The 20,422-nt window shown below is 51.0% G+C and carries 15 protein-coding genes; 8 read left to right on the forward strand and 7 right to left on the reverse strand.

Features of this window, described 5'->3' with window-relative positions; all coding sequences use genetic code 11:
• Positions 1-6: 6 nt before the first annotated feature.
• Entirely contained in the window at positions 7-1,041 is a 1,035-nt protein-coding gene (locus MTHE_RS04500; protein ID WP_011696049.1) for a COG1361 S-layer family protein, read from the reverse strand.
• Positions 1,041-3,377, reverse strand: a complete 2,337-nt coding sequence (locus tag MTHE_RS04505) for an efflux RND transporter permease subunit (RefSeq protein WP_011696050.1) — start codon at positions 3,375-3,377, stop codon at positions 1,041-1,043. The genes MTHE_RS04500 and MTHE_RS04505 overlap by 1 nt, the downstream gene beginning before the upstream one ends.
• Positions 3,378-3,461: 84 nt before the next feature.
• Between MTHE_RS04505 and MTHE_RS04510 the strand changes: the two genes are divergently transcribed.
• Positions 3,462-3,971, forward strand: a complete 510-nt coding sequence (locus tag MTHE_RS04510; RefSeq protein WP_175265796.1) for a GbsR/MarR family transcriptional regulator — start codon at positions 3,462-3,464, stop codon at positions 3,969-3,971.
• A gap of 81 nt (positions 3,972-4,052) precedes the next feature.
• On the opposite strand, the gene MTHE_RS04515 is transcribed toward MTHE_RS04510, so the two are convergent.
• Complete coding sequence (locus MTHE_RS04515) at positions 4,053-4,226, reverse strand: hypothetical protein (protein WP_175265797.1); 174 nt, start codon at positions 4,224-4,226, stop codon at positions 4,053-4,055.
• 467 nt (positions 4,227-4,693) lie between these two features.
• Complete coding sequence (locus MTHE_RS04520) at positions 4,694-5,377, reverse strand: hypothetical protein (RefSeq protein WP_175265798.1); 684 nt, start codon at positions 5,375-5,377, stop codon at positions 4,694-4,696.
• A 137-nt stretch (positions 5,378-5,514) separates the two neighbouring features.
• Between MTHE_RS04520 and MTHE_RS04525 the strand changes: the two genes are divergently transcribed.
• On the forward strand, positions 5,515-5,877 hold the full coding sequence (locus MTHE_RS04525; RefSeq protein ID WP_175265683.1) for a hypothetical protein: 363 nt from the start codon (positions 5,515-5,517) through the stop codon (positions 5,875-5,877).
• Positions 5,878-5,918: 41 nt separating this feature from the next.
• The gene (locus MTHE_RS04530) at positions 5,919-6,272 is read left to right on the forward strand and encodes a transposase (protein ID WP_175265684.1); all 354 of its coding nucleotides are present in this window, start codon (positions 5,919-5,921) and stop codon (positions 6,270-6,272) included.
• 368 nt (positions 6,273-6,640) lie between these two features.
• Here MTHE_RS04530 and MTHE_RS04535 read toward each other — a convergent pair whose 3' ends face one another.
• A complete protein-coding gene (locus tag MTHE_RS04535) occupies positions 6,641-7,033 on the reverse strand; it encodes a hypothetical protein (RefSeq protein ID WP_011696054.1) in 393 nt (130 codons plus the stop codon).
• 135 nt (positions 7,034-7,168) lie between these two features.
• Between MTHE_RS04535 and nifS the strand changes: the two genes are divergently transcribed.
• From nifS to MTHE_RS04550, 3 genes are all read left to right on the forward strand, one after another.
• Complete coding sequence (gene nifS, locus MTHE_RS04540) at positions 7,169-8,317, forward strand: cysteine desulfurase NifS (RefSeq protein WP_011696055.1); 1,149 nt, start codon at positions 7,169-7,171, stop codon at positions 8,315-8,317.
• 72 nt (positions 8,318-8,389) lie between these two features.
• Positions 8,390-9,364 (forward strand): hypothetical protein, encoded by a 975-nt coding sequence (locus MTHE_RS04545; RefSeq protein ID WP_011696056.1) that lies wholly within the window; start codon positions 8,390-8,392, stop codon positions 9,362-9,364.
• The gene (locus MTHE_RS04550) at positions 9,361-10,533 is read left to right on the forward strand and encodes a hypothetical protein (protein WP_011696057.1); all 1,173 of its coding nucleotides are present in this window, start codon (positions 9,361-9,363) and stop codon (positions 10,531-10,533) included. Before MTHE_RS04545 ends, MTHE_RS04550 begins: the two co-directional genes overlap by 4 nt.
• 501 nt (positions 10,534-11,034) lie before the next feature.
• Here MTHE_RS04550 and MTHE_RS04555 read toward each other — a convergent pair.
• Together MTHE_RS04555 and MTHE_RS04560 are read right to left on the reverse strand one after the other, a co-directional pair.
• Positions 11,035-11,721, reverse strand: coding sequence for a tRNA(His) guanylyltransferase Thg1 family protein (locus MTHE_RS04555; protein WP_175265799.1), 687 nt, complete (start codon positions 11,719-11,721; stop codon positions 11,035-11,037).
• Between the two features lies 1 nt (position 11,722).
• Positions 11,723-11,989, reverse strand: coding sequence for a PRC-barrel domain-containing protein (locus MTHE_RS04560; RefSeq protein WP_011696059.1), 267 nt, complete (start codon positions 11,987-11,989; stop codon positions 11,723-11,725).
• Positions 11,990-12,562: 573 nt separating this feature from the next.
• Here MTHE_RS04560 and MTHE_RS04565 point away from each other — a divergent pair.
• Together MTHE_RS04565 and MTHE_RS04570 are read left to right on the forward strand one after the other, a co-directional pair.
• Positions 12,563-14,959, forward strand: a complete 2,397-nt coding sequence (locus MTHE_RS04565) for an outer membrane protein assembly factor BamB family protein (protein ID WP_175265800.1) — start codon at positions 12,563-12,565, stop codon at positions 14,957-14,959.
• A 13-nt stretch (positions 14,960-14,972) separates the two neighbouring features.
• The gene (locus MTHE_RS04570; protein WP_011696061.1) at positions 14,973-20,411 is read left to right on the forward strand and encodes a cobaltochelatase subunit CobN; all 5,439 of its coding nucleotides are present in this window, start codon (positions 14,973-14,975) and stop codon (positions 20,409-20,411) included.
• Positions 20,412-20,422 lie beyond the last annotated feature (11 nt).

Below are 20,422 nucleotides of genomic sequence, written 5' to 3' on the forward strand. Positions count from 1 at the left end.
CGAACCTCAGGTTTTGCCTGATCTTCTCCTGTAGATGTAAGCCCCTGCGCCGCCCAGCACCACAAGCACCGCAATCGCCGGGAGCATCATCGATCCGGATGCTGGCTCCACGCTCACTGGGATCTTCATGCTCTCAGATATCACAGTATCCCCCCTCACATCGGTGTACTTGATCTCGCTGTTGATGCCATACTCCTTTGGAGTCGCATCAGAGTCCACATCGAGGCGGAAGACCACGGTCGCCTCCTCACCAGGCCCGAGATCGCCTATGTATGCCTGATCGTCTGTCGAAGAGAACGGCTTGAATATGCTCAGCCTGGCGATGGCGTCGCTCACGCCCTCCTCTCCGATGTTTTTGTAAGTAACCTGCAGCTCATCCTTCTTGGCTCCGGCATGGAGGACACCCTTGACACCGGTGATCATGAAGTCCGCCTTCTTTTTCACGACGATCGGCACGATAACCGTCTGGTTTGCCTTCTGGTACCAGTAGGCGGCCCTGAACCCTACGAGGTTGTTTGTAGCTGGATCAAACTTGTTCGCATCGACCTGGACGTTGTACTGGTAGTCATACTCCAGATTGAGTTTGAGGGGATACACGCCTGCTGGTGCATGCTTCGCTATCTTCACTGTGAACTTGAGTGGATTTCTTGTTTTGTCACCGGATTTGAGGGACTCCACAACCTGATCTCCGGACTTGACCTCGATCTGCTCGCTCTCTGAGACCAGAGTTGCAACTATTCCTATGGCAGTGGTCTTGGCCTGCTCCAGCTCCTGCTCTTTGGCAGCGAGCGCCATCTCCATTGGAGTGTATGCGGTTTTGTCCTTCTCGAAGCTCAAGAACCTGCCATAGTTTATGAGGTCGATGTATAGCGTGACCGTATCCCCCTTGTCGAACTCGTTCGTGCCGCTTATCGCAGCAGTCAGGTTCGGGGAACCATACATGTTCCAGTAGTTCTCACCCTCTATCACAGGAGGGATGTAGTTGCTCTGGCCCATCGCTGGGACAATAAGGATCAACAGCATTATCAATCCGTATCTCATCAAGCAGCACCTGCGCATCTTTTAATCACATCGATCAGCATCACATTCAGCCTCTGAATTCTCTCCCGCTCTCTTTCAAGCTGAATTAGAAGCACGGGAAATACTGTGAATGTTGTGATAAGAGCGAATATCACAGCCAGCACAGTTACTGTGCCAAAGTTGTTTGTTATTACAAATGGAGATGTTATGAGGGCACCGAAGCCGAAGACTGTGGTCAGGCCTGATGCAACCAGCGCAGAGCCTATGCTCGACGACGCCTTTGATATGGCCTGATCGATGTCGTTACATCTCTTGAGCTCCTCATAAAACCTCTCCATCATCAGTATCGAGTACTCAGAACCCACGCCAAGGATCAGGGCACCGAGCGTGGCTGTAAGTGGTGTGTACTTCATGCCTGTGATGTACATCACCCCGCCCATCCATCCGATGACCACCAGCATTGGCAAGACCGGCATTGTCGCTTTTATCAGATCTCTGTATATCAGAAGCAGGATGAAGAATATCACAACTAGCCCGAATAAAGTCATCTCTGTCCTTCCAGTCGTGAGCGCCTCGATCACAGTCGTCATCACAACGAGGTTGCCCGTTATCACAACGCTGGTTCCAGGAGGTACGCCAAACCACTCGACGTCCTTGTACATCTCTTTTATGAGGCGGTCGACCCCTTCTTCCCCAAGGTCCCGCAGCGCGTTGCCTATGTTGATGTCCATCACAGCTGTATCATGCCCATCGATGTACCTGTCTCTCATCGAAGAAGGCATGATTCCAAGCAGATACCTTGTGGCGGTCTTATCCTCAGGTATGGAACCGTTGTTCAGCATTCTCATATAACTGGCAACGCTGTTGACAAAGTACACCTGCTGTCTTGATTCTATGATGTACTCGCCGAACTCATTCATCCACTCCAGCATCTTCGGATCTGTTATGTCATCTCCCTGGACTATTATGTTCAGCTCATCGCTCCCTCCGAATATATCGACCAGGTGCCTGAACTGGACCAGTGGAGGAAGATCCTGCGGCATGTAGTTCTTGAAATCCGTATCCACAGGAACCAAGGTGTCGGAGTAAACCCCTGCAAGCGACAGAAGGAGGGCTAGCAGGAGTATCATAGGGCCGCGCCTCAGCGAAAATCTGACTACGGATCTCACAGCTCTGCCAGTGGCTGTCTCAGCAACTGTTGTCTCAGATGCATCTCCGTCCCTTCCGCGGGACCTGTTCTTTCTGTTGTTTCCACTCGTTTCCGCGGCATAGAGCACGGTTATCCCAACAAAGAGGGCTGAGAGGTAACACATTATCAGCCCTATAAGGCAAAGGACGCCGAACGTCCTGATCATGGGCACGCTTGATGTGAATAGCGAGAAGAATCCAGCTGCTGTTATAGCCAGCGCTATCAATACCGCTGGCGCTGTATGGGCCACGGTCTCAACGACCGCTTTTTTAATAGATCCTCCCTTGGAGAATTCCTCCTCGATCCTGTTATGGAATTGTATAGCATAATCGATGCCAATGCCGATGAGTATCGGGAAGGCAGACATCGATATCATCGTCATCGGGATTTTAAGCAGCCCCATTATCCCGAATGTCCAGATTATGCCGAGAAAGACGACGGGAAGGGGCAGGAGAGGCCAGTTGACGTGCCGGAAGACGAGCAGAAGGGCCAGGATCATTAGGACCCCAGATGCGCCAAGCAGGCTTCCAAAGTTCTCCGACATCTCCTTCTTTATCGCCACTCCAAGCGCAGCATCGCCTGTGACGATAACACCCACTCCTAGAGGAAACTCGGCCATGGCCACAGCCTTCTCTGTCTCATGCAGGACCTCCTCACGCTCCTCATCTGTGAGCGTGAGTGGGAGCTCTATCGAGAGTATTGTATGCTTTCTGTCAGGAAGTATGTTCTGTAGCAGCCTGGGATCCCCTTTAAGGAGAAGCGCATCTATCAGCTCCTGCTCATCTGGAATACATCCCCTTCCGAGTTCATTCTCAGCAGAGGTCTTGACGATCTGCGATATTCCCTCAACAGATATGACATCGGGCACAGACTCCATGTGCACAGCAAGCCTGTCCATTGCCTTCAGGACTTCAGGGGTTGTTACATCATCGCCCTCGATCACCACAGTTATCGAGACTGTTGCAAACCGCTCCTTGAAGAGGTGTTCATAGGTCTGATACAGCATCGATCCCTCATCCACAAAGTCCTCTGTCCTCATCCCATGCATCTCGATCTGCTGGGCGTAATGAAGCGACAGAAGTGTGAGGAGGACGGCAGCGATGAGTATGAGCTCAGGATTCTTTGCTATCCAGCAACCAAGCCGCTCTTTTCTGTCTATGGGCCTCACCCGCGATGATTTGGTATGTACGGTGATTACAGAACGTGCGGTATTTACGAAAACTACTTAAGGCTTCCGGCTCACGTTCGGGTGATGAACCGGGAAGAGATCGAGGCGATCAGAAGATACATCACTGAGGCCTGTGTTCAGATCGCGAGAATGCGCGGATACAGCGATGCGCTTGGGGTGCTGAGGGGAATTCTGATGCTCTCTGAAACCCCATTATCACTTGACGATCTGGTCGAGATCACAGGCTACAGCAAATCCACTGTGAGCACTAATATGAGTATTCTTGAGGGCATCGGCGTTGCAAAGAGGGTTGTAACGCCAGGGGAGAAGAGGTACAGGTACATACCCGTGACGGATACGGAGATGCTCAGAAATGCGATGATGAATCATGTCAGCAAGGAGATCAGCACGATCATGGCGGCCCTCGATCGCGCTGAAAGAGCGCTCTCAGACTCCGAGACCCCAGAGGCAGATAAAATCAGGGAGAGGATTAACGGGATAAGGAACTTCTACAGCAAAACGGATCGCCTTCTGAAACTCATACAGAAATACGATGTTGACAGTCTCATCGAGATCTTAGAGAGGGGCGGGTGAGTCCCCGTAATAAAGCCTACCTGTATGCAATTACAAAGCGCAGAATTGCCTGTGCCTATTGCTGCCGGAGACGCCCCTGGCTCAGGCAGAGTGCTTCTTCGCGCGCTTAACATTCCTGGATTTACAGCTCGGGCAGGACGGTAGGACTCCCATCCCCTTGAATGCGCTGCCACAGTCCAGGCAGATGTATTCCTTCGCGAGTATATGCTCCTCATCCCCCACATTTATGAGGCTGAAACCAGGACCAGAGCACATGAGGATCACCTCAAGAAAATCATCATTATTATCAATTAAATACTTTTTGTTGTGGATCCGGCTGCTTTTCCGTACCTCTCTCATTAAGCATGTGGGATGAGGCCATGCTCTTTGTGTTATCCCAGCGCACAGCTTCGAAATCTGGCTGTGTACTCGCATCATTGAAATCCGCTTGGCTCCGCCCAGACTCATAGAATATCTCGCTATAGATCTCGATTCCAGCAAAATAATCTACAATTCGAGCCACGACCCGAAATCTCATCGGGTTGCTCGTGATCCAGCTATGCCAGGTCATGCAATCCCCTATCGCTGAGATCAAAGACTCCCGAAGATTGATGGTGCGTCATGCCTGTGAACACCGCTCCCCGAGAGCCGTTGATTCAGGCAACACACATATGATTTAAATTATAATAATTTATTTTCTGTTAAATAACAAGCGTACTATTTATATTTTTAATCTATGTGGGTTACATGTTATCAGACAGACTTGAGAGCCTGTTGATAAGCCAGTTGGTCATGAACCCGGTGAGGAAGCATACGAGCATGGTTGAGAAGACTGTGTCATCTGATTTCACATTGAATGCAATGAGGCCGCTGCTGAAGAGCAGGTACGCCATGTATCCGAATATCATGCTGAGCAGCGGTATCGTCGTGTACCAGATCCGCTTGTACCTAACCACCATTCCTTCCCTGCGAAGGTCATCAACAACCCCAGTCAGTATCTGGGCTGACGAGCCGAGTCCCGCGAAGAAGGAGCTCCACAGCGGCACCCCGAGGATCCTGATGTCAGAGTAGCCATATATCAGCGCTCCAAAGATCAGAGCGGCAATCACTCCGTAGAGCACCGCGTAAAGGCCGTAGAGCTTGAAGAAGAAAGAGACTGTCCTGGAGCTGTGAATGCGCAGCCCGCGTATGTTGTGTTTTGCCTCGTTGATCGCGCTGGTCAGCTCGTACTTCGCCCTGTCGTAGTAGAGAAACGCATCAGCGTAGTTATCCTTGCTCAGCTCCTTGAAGGCCAGGACGTAGAAGTCATAGCTGTTCTTGACATCTATCGAGCTTCTGTGAGCAGCCTGCAGCATCCGCCTCAGCCTTCTAAGGGCCAGGTTGAGGCGCTCAGGCGATACTTCCTCAAGAGCGTCTTTTGCTTCCACGAATAAATTTACTTCAGTAATAAGGATATATAGTTTTCCATCAAAAGGGGTGTGTCTAATATGCTAATATTAGAATATGCTGTATTCCAAAGTTAAGCTAAGATAAATTTTAATATACCATAAAACAAGCAAATAACATGCTTAAGAGATGGGATACAAGATTATACGATATTAAGTTAATATTAGAAGTATTTGATTCGTTATCGTTAGATTTGCGATCAATAAATGCTCCAAAACCAAAAGTTTATGATTTGGAGACCATAATTAAGGCACTTTTGATAAAAGAGTTTGAGGGGCATTCTTTAAGATCAGCAGAAGTTAGGATTAAAGAAGTGCTTGGAATAAGAATTGATCATTCAGTTTTGCATTTCTGGGAAAAGAATTTATCTTCAAATATTGAAGAGATATTAAATAAAGTTCTTGAAAGGTTACAATCAATAGATTATACAGATAGTTTCATTGATTCCACTAAATTCGCAAATAAAAAAAGGATATCATAAAGATACAAGCAATAACCAGGAAAAATGAAACGATATTCCCTGTGGAAACGAGGATAAAATCGGAACTAACAGTGCCTGAGGGATCAGGCTATTTATTTGGTGACGGTGAATATGATTCCAGGAAATTTTTGAATGATGTTGTAGATAAAGGTTACATGCCTGTTATTAAACCGAGAAAAATAAGTGCCGGTGGTTTTGGATCCAGAATCAGAGATCGGATCTTTAATAGAGAAATATACAAACACAGATCAGTTTGTGAAGGATTCTTTGGTGCTTTGACCAATTGGTTTGGAGATAGAATACCATGTTTCCTCGAAGAGACAACTATTACAAGGATGCTTCTGAGAGTACTGGCTTATGCATTGAGAATTCTATCAAGATTTAGTATAAAATAAATTTGAATGATAGACACACCCCCATCAAAAGATTGATTCAAAAACAATAATATTAATAATGTCTTAGCATATTCTCCGGATTTCTGGCTATATATAGATGAATCATACTATATCTAACAATCGACTCGATGTGGGCAGAACGCATGGCCGTGCGCTCATATGAGTGATATCGCAGTACCCAATCCGTCCACACTCATGAAGCATCTCGTCCAAAGCAGTCGATTGCAGTAGAACCGTTCAGTTATTCAAGCCCGCGACCAAACGCAAGAAACGGCCGTCCGGAGAGCAGAATGGGGGCCTTGCAGATCCCAGCGCCCGCTAACAATGCTGTTTGTTCAACAGCAGGTTGGATGCAGTCTATTCAGGACTCACCGCATAACGTATCCGCCGCCCGAATAGAAGAACGTAGGCGGTGTTGTGTAGTAAAATGTCATGCCTCTGAGCCCGTAAACATTTACATCCCACCACGGATCGATGCCCAACTCTGCCGGATCAAAGGTGGTTCTGACAAGATGGGAGGGCGAAGGGTAGCGATACGCTCCGTACACCGGATAGTATACGGGAGTGTATCCGTAATACGGACTGTAGTAAGGCAGCCGGTCCACCGGATAAACCCAGCTGTACTCCCAGCGGTAGCTGTGTGTCAGAAACGGATTGTACCATGGAGAGAGCCAGTCGTACTCCAGCGATATCTCCTCCGCCAGGCACGGCAGTGCCAGAATCGATAGCGCCAGAGCCGCAAGCGCGAATCCTTTTCTCATAACCCCACTCACACATTAGGCTCTGAACTGTTAATACTTATGAGTTTCTACGTGGAGCTGAGAGACGATGGCGAACCCGGTTCGCGATCGGTTTGGAGAGAAGCTTTAACTCGCATGTGGTATCAACTGACTTTCATGAGGCGCATATACATGGACCACTCGGCCACGACCCCGGTTGCACCCGAGGTCCTGGATGCGATGCTGCCGTACTTCAGGGAGAAGTATGGCAACGCGTCAAGTCTCCACGAGTTCGGCCGGGAGGCGCGCGATGCTGTTGAGAGCGCGAGGGAGGAGCTCGCCTCGCTGATCGGCGCGAGCCCTGAGGAGATATACTTCACGAGCGGGGGCACAGAGTCGGACAACCTGGCGCTCAAGGGCGTTGCGCTCAGCAGCAAGGGAAAGCATATCATCACGACGTCGATAGAGCATCCTGCGGTTCTTGAGGTGTGCAGGTCTCTGGAGCGCATGGGCTTCGATGTCACGTGCGTTCCAGTTGATGATCAGGGGATAGTCAATCCGGGAGAGATCGAGAGGGCGATACGCGATGATACTGTGCTCATATCCGTCATGCATGCGAACAACGAGATAGGTACAATACAGCCGATAAAGGAGATCGCGGAGATCGCCTCGGAGAGAGACATACTCCTGCACACGGATGCTGTCCAGACGGTTGGCAAGATACCCGTGAATGTTGACCAGCTTGGTGTTGATCTGCTCTCAATATCTGCGCACAAGTTCTATGGTCCGAAGGGCGTCGGCGCGCTGTATGTCAGAAAAGGCACGAGGATCGAGAGCATAATCCAGGGCGGTGGGCACGAGAGGGGGCTCAGGTCGGGCACAGAGAACGTACCGGGGATCGTGGGTATGGGCAGAGCTGCAGAGCTTGCATCTGAGATGATGGATAGAGAGGCGGAGAGGCTCACAGCGCTGCGCGAGAGGCTCAAGAGTTTTGTGCTCTCGAACATCGACGACTCCTGGCTCAACGGCCATCCGACTAAGAGACTTCCGATCAACCTTAACTTCGGCTTCGGCAGGGTGGAGGGAGAATCGCTGCTGCTCTACCTCGACTCAAAGGGCATAGCAGTCTCCACAGGATCAGCCTGCTCTTCAAAGAAGCTGGAGCCGAGTCACGTGCTCAGGGCCATAGGCCTGGATCCGGTGAGATGTCATGGCTCCCTCAGGATAACGCTGGGAAGGGATAACACGCAGGAGGATGTCGATTACGTCGGTGAGTGCATACGCGAGGCTGTGGAGCGGTTCCGCGGCATATCAGCGCTGAGGTAGTAATGTTAAATCTGCGCGCACAAAGCGCAAAGCGAGAAATTTTTTATATGATTGCATAAAACAACCAATCGCATGTCATCGACGCATCCCATGCGCTCAGCTCTTCTGCTGCTTCTTCTTATTACATCTCTGAACACGGCAACCTGCTGGAGGAGCTATGAGATCCATGAGTATGATACAGGATGGAGCACCGGAAGGAGGTTCACGATGAACCTCTCCATGGATCTCTACGGATACGCACTCGGTACAGGGGATCACAGCAGGTACACTGAGATCGGTATCAATCATGTGAGCATAAGCGAGCGCGTGTCTGCGAAGAACGGCACAATGGAGGAGGCGGACAGGATTTATCTGGAGGCAGCAGGCGATAACGTCAATGCTAAATCAACGCTTGTCAAGATACCAGGAACACAGAACTACATACTTTCTGTGAACGAGACCTGGCCGGTCGTGCTCCACACGTCAAGTACGATTGACTACAGAGGAGAAGGGATATCGAGCAGGGAGACCTTTATCAACAACCTCGATCGTGTGGGAACATCGTATCTTTACACGAAAGACCTGAGAAAGGAGCGCGCATGCGACATGTACCTCAAGAGCGCGTGGTTCCAGCTATCGATGAACGACAGCACAAACACGATTATATCAGATCTCTTCCGCCCTAACAAAAACATACACTACAGCATAAGCTCACACTCCTCTGGGCTTGTCATGCAGAGGTACAGGCAGTACTCCGACAAAACTCCGGCCTCCGAGGGATTCGACTCCTACTGGGGGAGCTTCGATGTACGTTCTGTAATCGATATGGGGAGTCGGGGAAAGAACCTCGGGCTTGAGGAGTCCTGGGTTGGAAAAAACACCTACGATGCAGCCGTCATAAATGAAGCGCCGGAAAGAAGGGTGTACATGTGCGGGTGCCTCGGGTACGATGTTGTTTCCGTGAGATCCCCTGGTCTGGAATGGCTCTCATGCTGCCAGTTCGATGATACGAAAACGATCCGAGTCCTCAGGGATTCGATATGGAGCTGCTCAGGGGATGTGAGATGAGACTGATCATCGTTCTGTTGCTGCTCTTCATTTCTATTTCAGGCGCCGTGGATGTAGCGATCCAGTACAGCGACAGCGCGCCAGAGGATGGTGTGTGGCTCGCAGGCGACCAGGGCCATGCGGTCCTCTTCACGCCTCCAGAGAACTGGACTCTCTCCAGGATTGCTGTCTGCGGCATGCTCAACCGCGATGGGATATTCGTCCTGGAGATATGGGATGCGGCCCTCAACCTGGTTTACAGAACCACAGACCTCTCTGGAGCTTACTTTGGCAGCAATCTGAGCTGGTCTGAGATAGATGTGCCTGATCTCAGAATTGATGGGCCTTTCTTCGTGGTGTTCTTCGAGTACTCCACGGTCTTCGTTGGAATTGATAAAAACACAACACTCAATCGCTCTTTCGTCGCATCCAGGAGCCCCAGCATGCTTGTATCCCCAGGCGATTACGAGTGGATGATTGCAGCAATCGGCCACATCACATCTCTCCCCCCGCGGATCAACGCATCCTATGAGAACCTCACTGATGGCATTGTCATAAAGGCAGATATCTCAGATACCGAAGGGGATCTCGCCGGCGTCTCTCTATACATATTAGACCAGAAGAGCGGAGAGGTTGTGTGGATGGATAAGGCGGATTTAAACGGGAGCAGATCAGAGATCAGGTTCATCTGGCCGAGGGTGGTGTACGGCGTGAGCTGCGGCTCTGAGCGTGTGTCTCCCGTCGTTGCCGTTGAGACGAGAGGCATTCCTGAGAATATATCGAGGTACATGAGATACTCTGCGCCCTGCCTGCTGAATATAACAGATGAGGGGCCGTTCTCAGACGCACTGGCATACTTCGGAGAGGATATGGAGCTGCATGCGATCGAGGGACTGGATGGAAGAATACACTACATATCAAAGGAGCTTTTCGAGACGCTCAGGCCTGGGGCGCGGTACTCTGATTACGTGAGAGAGAACATAACGATCATCGAGGGGAGGAGCTCCCTGCGGTTCATCTCGATGAGCGAGACCCTTTCATTCCACAAGCCGATTTATCTCAAGAGATCTCCGATCTTCCATTACGATATGAAGCTTGAAAGGGAAGCAGCAGGATCACAGTACGCTGCGGTGTTGATCGCATCAGATCGCCACGGCGCCACTGCGAGATCATCCCTGGATCTCGGATAGGGACCCCGCGCAGGGATGGATCCGATTGGAAAGGGTTATTTCTTTGGTCGAGAAGGGCGGCATGTGAACTACCCTACCTGAAGGTAGGGCTTCCCACTTCATAGCCAACACTTGCATCACAGAACTATCTATCGTTGAGCATGCCAGAGGCAGGGAGGACTTCGTTTTATCCCCACCGCGCCCGCTCCACTCCCCAGAGTTAAACATAACAATTGATCGGATCGCGTTTAAGCGTTTAATAGTCAGCCTGATGTTAACATACTTTCGTCAATACACGTAGAAGTTATCTCAAAATATATACCGCCATCGATACAATACTTGAATACTGCTCTATCGCACCACCAATCAGAACAACCGAGCTCTGGCTGGTTGGTATGAAAATGGTTCTCGCAAAGGTCCATTTTCATCCACATGGTGACCTTGGGTCATGGCTGGTTTTTCGAAGCAATTTTGAGACGGCTACATACTATTCTGCATTTGCCCAAAGGCGATTCACATGGGTCATTCCTCTGCTGCAGAGAGTATCTCCTCCATAAATATGCGTCCGTCATCAGTGGTGAAAAGCGGGAGCTCCCACTCCTCGACGATGCCTGAGCCCGATCTGTACACCATCACCCCTCTTCTCTCCCAGGCAGGGGTCTTGGCGAGATTCACGCCGCGCTGAAAGAGCATCTCGTGTATATCGCTCTCCTTCATGTTGCGGAGAGACTCCATCGCATCAGCATGGCTTTTCCCTTCACCCAAAAGAGCGTAGAAACCGTAGGAGAAGACGTGGTTACGCCACGCCTCGGCCTGGGATTCCTGGAGGTAGCTGAGGATCTCCTCCCTGCAGATGGGTATCACCCTAGCATCCATCGAGACGACCCTGCCGAGGGATATGGAGAGCGATGATGAGATGTAGGATGCTGTGATGGAGTCGAGCTTCTCAAGCCTGCCACGGAAAGGTTCGTCTAAGAAGAGCAGGTTGATCTCGTCGGAGAACGTGTACGCTAGTATCGGAGCCAGGCCGGAACTCTCCATGAATGCCCTCGCAGCAGAGACGATGGACCGCGCGAATCCAAGGTCGTACGGCTTGCTGAAGTCCCTGAGCATCCTTCCGAAACCGCGGCCGTCCACGCGGACAAAAAACGGAGAACGAACGCGAAGCTCTGAGTATATCGCCTCGTTCCTGCGGCCTCTTCTGATCATGCTACTCTCTGGGAGGGGCATCTTTCTTCGCAGCAACCCTCTTTGTGTGCCTCATTATGATTATATCTCCAACTGCAGTGATCCATCTGAACGGCACTATGATTCCCCTTCCCTTGAGATCGAAGAGCTCTTTATTGAGGGATCCGACAGCGATGCCGCTCAGAGTGCCGCTATCAGCGTCCAGAACAGCGTCCTCGACCTTGCCAACAAACACGCCACGATCGGTGTACACCTCCAGCCCCAGTATCGATGAGATCTCTGCATCCATGCAGATCGCCAGTGTTATTTAGATCATGTATAATATAAAGATTACATTGAGCGTGGTGGGAGCCTCTACTAATAAGCAAAAGTGATTGTGATAAACAAGAGCTGATGTGTGTCTAATATGCTAATATTAGAATATGCTGTATTCCAAAGTTAAACTCAAGAGTATTCCTAAAAACCTCTGGTTTTGAGGCAAATGTGAGCCAAATACGATATCAGCGAGAATCCGCCATTGTAAAAATAAGGGTTCGCTCTTGTGTGTTCAACAACTTAGAGGACATGTAGTCTGGTTGTTGGAAGCACTCATTCATTCTCCAAGAACGCATGCCTGGGCCATTGTCTTTCCGGGAAAGTCATCATATGGATAAGAGCGTACGAGGTTCCGAAACAACTTCACAGTCGGTGGTGGAGGGGGTTTTGAGATATGTACCATTCAAACAACTCCAGGCGGGTCCAAAACCTTTAAGTAAATTAAACTTACATTAAAACAAAATATGTAGATGTGGTGGCTGCTGGAAGAGATGACTAGTATTATGCATGATGATATAGCCACTCATGAAATGCACACATGGTGAGTATGATGCGGGTACATGCAACCCTACATATGAAAGATATTTACACCATATTAAAGGGCAACTCTAGTATATACTTGATCACATTGATCATGGTTTTTGCCATCTTTACCGTTCTCTGCAATGTTGGCATATCTGATTGGCCACAGTATCAGCAGGATGGATTTAACTCCGGAGTGACTTCTGAAAGATTCCCCGAATATCCTGTAATCCTATGGTCCGCAGATATACAGAGGGTCGATGTTACACCAGTAATTTGTGACGGAGCAGTATATGTGATTGCAGGAAATGGCACCCTTTACGCATTTGATGCGGGCACGGGAGAGGCCATATGGGCCTCGCATCTCGACGGCTGGGTTTTCCAGACCTCCACACCAGCTTGTGGTGGGAAGAAGGTATTTGCTGCAACCGATTCTGGAAATCTCGCAGCTGTTGATCGACTGACAGGAATTAAATTATGGAATTACTCACTTACAGACAAGAGATTTGAAGCTCCTCTGACATATGACGGTTTGCGATTGTACATAGGTGAGGGCAGCGCGTATGGAACTTCAGAAAAGAAATTCTTTTGCATATTTGATAATGGTACTGAATGCTGGAACTATACTTCAGAAACAAAAGGATATCAATGGTGCGGATCTTGCAGTATCGGCAATTATGTTGTAGTGGGACAGAATGATGGCATCATTTTAAGCTTGAACCGAGTGAACGGAGAAGTAGCAGATGCTTTGAGTCTCAACGATAGCACAAGGCTCAGTTTTTCGCAGAATAATCCGGGCCGAATCAGAGCACCAGTCACATGCAAAGATGGTTGGATCTATACAACATCCGAGATCACAGCAAATGAGGGTTATGTCTGGAAGATAGCTTTTGACAAAGAGACAGGAAGATTCGAAGACCGCGGCTGGAGTGTGCCTATTGGATTTAGCACGTCGACTCCAGCGATCTTTGCGGACAGAGTATATCTCGGAGTTGGCGAACATGGTCATCCTGGGGCCTTGGTGTGCATCAATGATACCAGTGGTGATATGATATGGACCTATCCTGTGGAGGCAGGTGTTAAAGCGTCTCCAGCGATCTCAACGGCCTACGATAAACCGCGAATCATCTTCAACACAGCTCAGATCGACGGTTCTGTGTATTGTATCGAGGATTCAGGAGATCGTGGTGAGCTTCTCTGGAAGTTTGATCCACCAGATAATGGCTATATCTTGGGAGGTGTAGCCGTATATAAAGGTCGACTGTACTTTGGAACCGAAGGGGATCAGCACTATGGGAAGCTTTACTGTCTAGGCGATGATGAATGGTCGCAGTTCCATCATGATCCGCAGCATACAGGGCTCTCAAGATCCAAAGCTCCCAGAGACAACCGCACTGCATGGATAAGTGAAGATATCAGAGCTCAACCAGGCTCCTCGGTCTCGGTGGCCAGTGGGATGGTTTTCGTAAACTGTGTTGACAGGTTGGTCTGCCTGGATCAGATATCCGGTAGGGTGCTGTGGTCGCATCCATTCAAGTCAGCGGGAGATTATGCATTCGGTTTCACTCCAGTGTATCATGACGGCAAAGTCTTCTTCACATCGGATAGAACATATTGTCTCAACGCGTCCGACGGAGAGGAGGTCTGGAGCTATACGCCACCAACAGGCAGGTTCGCCATCGATGGCAGCCCGGCGATAGCGGAGGGAAAGATCTTCGTGAGCGACTGGGATGGTCATCATTACTACTGCCTTGAGGAAGAGACGGGCAAAGAGATCTGGAACTTTACAGTGGAAGGAAATGCACAATCCACGCCTGCAATCGATCTAAATAGATTGGTATTTGGCAGCTGGGAGTGGGGGCTTGGCGGGAGGATCTATTGTGTTCATCTCAATAACGGCACGGAGATATGGAATTTGAGCACTGAGAACTCGCCCTGTGGTTCGGCTACGATAAATGACGGCGTGGTTTACATGCCAACCTACAACTTTGATGGTGATGGAGACCTTCTCGCTTTATCTCTGGTGAATGGATCCATCCTCTGGAGAGCGGAGATAAGTCCAACAGATTCGACTCCTGCATTTGCCGATGATAGAGTGTATGTTTGTGGAGGCTGTGAGGGATTCAGCAAACTGCACACATACTGCTTTGATGCAAAGACTGGCGAGCTGATATGGAAAACACCTTCAGAGCTGGAGATCGGCGACTGGAGGTGCTCTCCGGCATATGCTGATGGACTCGTGTTTGTTGGCAGGCCGGATTTTATGGAATATGATGGCATATTTGCCTTAAATGCCACAACAGGGGAGATCGTCTGGAGCTATCCAGCTGGTGGATCCTCACCGGCAGTCGCTTGTGGTATGGTCTTCACCATCGGAAACGGCAGGGTGTACGCATTTGGAGATTCAAAAGCTACAGGATGAGGGGAACTGGTTTATGAGGAATTTAAAAACCAAACATTCGTTCTTTGTCGTTAATCTTGGTCTCGCCCTGATCATATCGCTGATGCTGCAGGCGAGCGCGGAGTTTGTGACGTTCCATGGCGATAACCAGAGGAGCGGCAATGTTAGCGGTTCAGGTCCTGATTCGCCTGAGCTCCTGTGGAGCACGAGCCTCACCGGCCATGGATACATAGGTGGATCGGCCTCGATTTCATCCGGCAGGGTCTTCGTCTCGAACTGGCCTGACATGACCTTCAAGGGAGAGCTGGGGCTTGCGTGCATCGATGAGAGAAACGGAACGGTTCTCTGGATAAACCCAGTAGGCGGAAAGGGCGGGGCATCAACACCAGCCGTCTTTGGTAACAAGGTCTTCACAGGCTCACTGACCGGTGAGATCTACTGTGTGGATGTTCTTACTGGCAAAACTCTGTGGAACAGAACCATAGAGCGGGACCCGAAGTACTGGGGTGTCGCATCCTCCCCTCTCATCGAGAACGGTACTCTCTACGTGATGAGCTTCTCCGATGGTGCGCTCCATGCGCTGAGTCTGGATGGCGATGAGCTCTGGAATGTATCGACAGGATCCGTATCGCCGTTCGCATCCCCTGCCGCATCTGGAGAGAGGATATACTTCCCCGGAGGGGATCCTGCTCTCTACTGCATCAATGCCACCACACAGAAGATCGTATGGAAGACGCCTGCAGATGCTGTTATCACCTCAAGCCCTGCTATCTGGAACAGCACAGTATTCTTTGTAACGGAGAGATCGATCTCGGCCCTGAACGCCACCACTGGCAGCACCCTCTGGCAAAGGAGCATCAACGGCACAGAATCAACCCCAGCGATCGCATTCGGCCGCGTTTATGTGGGAACGGCTGATGGGCATGTGGTCTGTCTTGACACAAACGGCTCTCAGATCTGGGAGACTGAGGTTAACGGACCCGTGAGATCTTCGCCCCTCTTCCTGGACGGCAGGATATATTTCGGCACCAATACCGATGGAGGAGCTGTTTACGCGCTAAATGCATCCGATGGATCGGTTGTGTGGATGTATACTGTGAATGAGTACATCATGTCCTCGCCCTCAGCATCTGATGGGATCTTGTTCATAGGAGCTGATGATGGGAGGCTATACGCATTCAGCTCCCTTCAGAAAGATCTGCTCTGGAGCGGCGAGGTTGTTCTCGAAAACAAGAGCCTGAATGTGAGTGTGAAGGGCGATGTTTACACCATCAGCATGAAAAGCGCGCTGGGGGCGCTGATATCATTCGCATCCTCGAATGGAATTAACGTCAGCGTGAACGATTCCCTTATCAGCATCTACGGATTGACGGTCGAGTCGATAGGAGATCTTGTCTCCACAAAAGAGAGAGCCTGGAGGTACTGGGTAAACTATCCCGATGAGCCCGTGCCTTTAACCGGACCGGAGTCTGCGATGCTGAATGACGGAGATCGTCTGGTTTTCTACTACGGGGAGAGGAACTCCAGGCCAGAGGATTGTCCCAGGATCGAGATCACCGCCAGGCTGAGCAAACCGGATGCGCTCTTCGTCACGGTCGGCCAGCAGCCGTCCCTCCGGGAGGTGATGAGAGATGTGCCGCTGAACATAACCCTCACATCGCCTGACATGCTTGATCCAGAGATGAACCTCTCCAAATACAGTCTGATCTTTCTGGAGATGATCGGCAGCGATTCTGCATCAGTGCTTGAAACTCTACTGGAGGAGCCGAAGAGAAGGGGCGTGCCCGTGGTGCTCCTGAACTCTCCTGGATACCAGAATCTTGCGAGCGTGAACCTGAGCGCCCATCCTGATATCGAGCTCTACTGGGAGTACGGCGGAGTGGAGAACATGCGCCGGCTCATCGCATATCTGGCTGCGCATTTCTGCGGAGTCGATGTGATGGTTGATGCGCCCATGCCTGCGCCGAAGGAGTACATCTACCATCCTGACGCTCCGGATCTGTTTGAGAATATAACCTCTTACATGGAATGGTACCGTTACAACACCAGCGCCCCGACTGTTGGAATCGCAAGCTATTACGGAGATATGGGCCAGCCAGACAGGATCGATCTGATCAGGGCGTTCGAGAGAAGGGGCGCGAATGTCATATGCATAGGCTTCTCGAATGCATCCTCTCTGGAGAGGTTCTTTGTTCTGAACAACACCTCTCTGGTCGACCTTGCCATTGTCACCAAGTCATTCCGTCTGAGCTATGGTGATCCTGATAGAGGCGTGGAGATCCTGGAGTCGCTGAACGTGCCGGTACTTCGCGGAATGCGGCTCTACTACCAGTCACCCATGGAATGGACCAACTCCAGTATCAACCCCATGGAGCTCTACTTCCAGGTCGCGCTCCCTGAGATGGATGGTATCTTCGATCCCATCGCGATCTCGGGCAAGAACGATACCGTGTACTCCTCCATAGAGCCTGAGGTGGAGAGGATTGCGGATCGTGCCATGGCGCAGATCAGGCTGCAAAAGCCCAACTCTGAGAAGAGGGTTGCCATAATCTACTACAACCACGGCGGCGGGAAGGACAACATCGAGGGGTGCTACCTCAACGTCCCGAGGAGCCTGAGAAATATCCTGGAGCACATGAAGAGGCTGGGGTATAGGATCGAGAGTGATGTTCCTGATGAGAAGGTCCTGGTGGATCTCCTGGCCCATCAAGGCACGAACGTGGGCACATGGGCCCCCGGAGAGCTGGACGCGATGGTCAAAGGGGGAAACGCAACACTGATCCCCGCAGAGGAGTACATCCAGTGGTTCGAGGAGCTTCCCGAGGACCGGCAGATGGAGGCCGTTAATCACTGGGGTCCACCGCCTGGGGACATCATGGTCTTCAGGAACTCCAGCGGCTCGTACATGGTCATACCGAAGCTGTCATTCGGAAATGTGATACTGCTGCCGCAGCCGAGCAGGGGGTGGCTTGAGAACGGGACGGTTCTTTACCACTCCACAGATGTGCCTCCACACCATCAGTACATAGCATTCTACCTATGGCTGAAGCACGAATTCGGCGCAGACGCCATAATCCACCTGGGCAAGCATGGAACCCAGGAGTGGCTTCCCGGCAGAGAGGGAGTGGTTGGAGGAGACGACTGGCCTGCCCTCCTCGTTCAGGACGTACCTGTTGTTTACCCTTACATCGTGGATAACATCGCGGAGGGGACTCAGGCGAAGAGGCGTGGTGACGCTGTGATGATCTCTCACCTCACTCCACCAATAGTCGCTGCAGGCCTCTACGGAAACCTCTCGGATCTGAAGGAGAGCGTGGACGAGTACAGGAACGTGCTCAACGAGAGCGTAAAGGACGAGTACAGGATGAAGATACTGGAAACATGCAGAGACCTCCATCTGGATGAGGATCTCGGCGCGAACCTGAGCGCTCTTCAGGAGCCTGCTGCGTTCGAAGAGTTCCTGCCAGAGCTTGAGGATTATCTGGAGGAGCTGAAGAGCTCTTTCATGCCCTATGGGCTGCACACATTCGGCCAGCCCTACGAGAACGACTCGCTAGTTGCCATGGTGCGGTCGATGCTCGGCGACTCGTACATCAAGGAGATCGAGGGGGCGCTCAACTCCTCTGATGTAGATCGGATCGAGAACGTATCCTCCTCTCTTCTTTACGAGGTCGTGATAAACGGCTCATCTCCAGAGACTGCTCAGGAGAATCTTCTCGGAGAGACCGGCTCCAACCTGACAGAGATCCTGAACCTCTCGAGAATATACGCTGATGGTTTGAGAAGCTGTGAGAATGAGCTCACAAACATGACGAATGCCCTGAGCGCAGGCTACATACCACCATCGCCAGCTGACGATCCGATAAGGGATCCGCAGGTGCTCCCGACAGGTAGGAACTTCAGGTCTGTGGATCCTCGAAGGGTTCCTACGCCTGCCGCATGGGAGGTGGGGAGAAAACTCGCTGAGGAGCTCCTCGATGAGTACAGGCTGAAGCACAACGGCACATACCCGAGAAAGATGGCCATAGTCCTATGGGCCTGGGCGATGACAGATCATGGGGTGGTCGACTCTGAGATCCTCCAGCTCATCGGTGCCAGGCCTGTTTATGATGCATACGGCGGAGTGAGCGATGTCGCGCTTGTACCATTATCAGAGCTGGGCAGGCCCAGGATAGATGTCGTTGTGGTTCCGTCCGGTCTTTACAGAGATCTCTTCCCCGAAAAGCTCAGGCTCATAGATAAGGCCATACGGCTCGCTGCAAACGACACAGATGCAACATATCCGAATTACATCAGGGAGAACTCAGAGATCCTGAAAGATATGCTTCTCCAGACAGGCAACTACACCGCAGAGGATGCGGAGTTTCTCTCCAGATCCCGGATATTCCTGGAGGCTGCAGGCACATACGGCCCCAACCTTGACGCGCCGGTATCTGCGAGCGACAGATGGGAGAACGATTCAGAGCTTGGCAGCCTCTTCATATCCAGGATGTCCTACATCTACGGCGATGGTATATGGGGCGGGAGGTTCGATTCGGGCAGATCTCTGTCCTTAGAGCAGCAGATGGAGGTTTACACCGCAAACCTAAGAGATGTGGATGCAGCTGTCCATCACACGAACTCCAACCTCTACGGATTCATCGATAACGACGATGTCTTCCAATATCTTGGAGGCATAGCTCTTGCAGTCAGGACAGTGACCGGCTCCACTCCGGAGATGTACGTCACTGATGTGAGAGATCCGAGAAAGGAACGTGTCCATGAGCTGGGCGAGTTCTTCTCGAGGGAGTTAAGGACGAGGTACTACAACCCGAAATGGATCCAGGGGATGATGGAGCAGGGATACTCTGGGGCCAGAGAGATGGACAGGTTCGTCGAGTACCTGTGGGGATGGGAGACCACGGTGCCTGAGCTTGTGAGCGAGAACACCTGGAACGAGGTTCACGATATCTATGTTGAGGATAGATATAATCTGGGGCTGCAGGAGTTCTTCAGGGAGAACAATCCGTGGGCTGCGCAGGTGATGGATGCGAGGCTTCTTGAGACAGCGAGAAAGGATAGATGGCATCCATCGGCCGGGGTTCTGGAGGATCTCGCTGAGGAGTACAGAGATCTGGTCGAGGATTACGGGATTGCGTGCTGCCACCACACGTGCGGCAATATTCTTTTGAAGGAGTACATGAGCGGAATGCTTCCTTCTACCACAACGTCTTCGACCGGCCATGCTGTGAAGTCCGGTAGCTCCTCGCGTTCGAGGCATCCATACATGGAGAACAGCACAATCCCTCAGGGTGTCGGGTCAGATATGGAGAAACAGCCCGAATCAGAGGCGGATAACGTGAGGGGGTATGTGATGGAGAATGTCACTGTGGATGCTGCAGTTCCTCCTGTATCAGGGGTGCCGCTGTTCGGGATAGCTCTTGTGCTTTTCCTGCTCCTCCTGGTTGCAGCAGGCATGTGGCGGAGGGGATAAATAAATTGCTC

This window comes from Methanothrix thermoacetophila PT (assembly GCF_000014945.1).
GTDB classification, from domain to species: domain Archaea; phylum Halobacteriota; class Methanosarcinia; order Methanotrichales; family Methanotrichaceae; genus Methanothrix_B; species Methanothrix_B thermoacetophila.

Bases quoted from the DNA above. Each gene is read 5' to 3' on its own strand.
- MTHE_RS04560 (WP_011696059.1), bottom strand. From the start codon at position 11,989: ATGGATGCAGAGATCTCATCGATACTGGGGCTGGAGGTGTACACCGAT.
- MTHE_RS04545 (WP_011696056.1), top strand. From the start codon at position 8,390: ATGTCATCGACGCATCCCATGCGCTCAGCTCTTCTGCTGCTTCTTCTT.
- MTHE_RS04500 (WP_011696049.1), bottom strand. From the start codon at position 1,041: ATGAGATACGGATTGATAATGCTGTTGATCCTTATTGTCCCAGCGATG.
- MTHE_RS04555 (WP_175265799.1), bottom strand. From the start codon at position 11,721: ATGATCAGAAGAGGCCGCAGGAACGAGGCGATATACTCAGAGCTTCGC.
- MTHE_RS04515 (WP_175265797.1), bottom strand. From the start codon at position 4,226: ATGTGCTCTGGTCCTGGTTTCAGCCTCATAAATGTGGGGGATGAGGAG.
- MTHE_RS04535 (WP_011696054.1), bottom strand. From the start codon at position 7,033: ATGAGAAAAGGATTCGCGCTTGCGGCTCTGGCGCTATCGATTCTGGCA.
- MTHE_RS04565 (WP_175265800.1), top strand. From the start codon at position 12,563: ATGATGCGGGTACATGCAACCCTACATATGAAAGATATTTACACCATA.
- MTHE_RS04525 (WP_175265683.1), top strand. From the start codon at position 5,515: ATGCTTAAGAGATGGGATACAAGATTATACGATATTAAGTTAATATTA.
- nifS (WP_011696055.1), top strand. From the start codon at position 7,169: ATGAGGCGCATATACATGGACCACTCGGCCACGACCCCGGTTGCACCC.
- MTHE_RS04510 (WP_175265796.1), top strand. From the start codon at position 3,462: ATGAACCGGGAAGAGATCGAGGCGATCAGAAGATACATCACTGAGGCC.
- MTHE_RS04570 (WP_011696061.1), top strand. From the start codon at position 14,973: ATGAGGAATTTAAAAACCAAACATTCGTTCTTTGTCGTTAATCTTGGT.
- MTHE_RS04550 (WP_011696057.1), top strand. From the start codon at position 9,361: ATGAGACTGATCATCGTTCTGTTGCTGCTCTTCATTTCTATTTCAGGC.